Origin of the sequence: Streptomyces pratensis (genome assembly GCF_037137275.1) — a bacterium.
Taxonomy (GTDB): domain Bacteria; phylum Actinomycetota; class Actinomycetes; order Streptomycetales; family Streptomycetaceae; genus Streptomyces; species Streptomyces pratensis_B.
Genome location: NZ_JBBBEN010000009.1, coordinates 1 through 769, shown reverse-complemented (window position 1 = coordinate 769; position 769 = coordinate 1). Strand labels below are relative to the sequence as shown.

General features: G+C 71.9%; 2 protein-coding genes. Both read right to left on the bottom strand.

All coding sequences use genetic code 11. The annotated features are described in order from the left end of the window. On the bottom strand, positions 1-416 hold a 416-nt coding region (locus tag V9U70_RS00050; RefSeq protein ID WP_336672313.1), incomplete at its 3' end, for an ATP-binding cassette domain-containing protein. Further along, positions 406-769: oligopeptide/dipeptide ABC transporter ATP-binding protein (locus tag V9U70_RS00045; RefSeq protein ID WP_336672312.1), on the bottom strand; the 364-nt coding region annotated here is incomplete at its 5' end. The genes V9U70_RS00050 and V9U70_RS00045, both read right to left, overlap by 11 nt.

The window sequence follows — 769 nt, the reverse complement described above, 5'->3', positions numbered from 1 at the left end:
TACGGGTCCTGGAACACCATCTGGATGTTGCGGCGCACCGCCTTCAACGCCCGCCCGGACAGCCGGGAGACGTCCTGGCCCTTGTAGTGGATCGCGCCGGCGGTGGGGCGCTCCAGGTGGACGAGCATCCTGGCGACGGTCGACTTGCCGCAGCCGGACTCCCCCACGATGCCCAGGGTCTCGCCCGCGTGGAGGTCGAAGTCGACGCCGTCGACGGCCCGGACCGCGCCGATCTGCCGCTTGAACAGGATGCCCTGGGTCAGCGGGTAGTGCTTGGCCAGGCCCCGGACCTGGAGGATCGGGTCGCCGTCGGCGTACGGGGCGCCGCCCTCGCGGGCCGGCGACGCCAGGGTGGAACCCCTCGCGCCCGCACCCGTCCCTGCGGGCCTCGCGCCCCGGTCGCGGTCAGCGTGCATCGAGCGTCTCCTTCCAGAAGTGGCAGGCGCTCCGGCGGTGCTCGTCCACCTCGTAGAGCGGAGGCACGTCGCTGCGGCACACGTCCCTCGCCATCGGGCAGCGGGGGTTGAAGGCGCAGCCCGGGGGGATGTGGAGCAGGTTGGGGGGCAGGCCCTTGATGGCGTAGAGCTCCTGGCCCTTCTGGTCCAGACGGGGGATGGAGCGCAGGAGGCCCTTGGTGTACGGGTGGGCGGGGGCCCGGTAGATCTCGTGGACGGGGGCGGTCTCGACGATCCGGCCCGCGTACATGACGGCGATCTTGTCCGCGACGTCGGCGACCACGCCCAGGTCGTGGGTGATCAGGATCAGACCC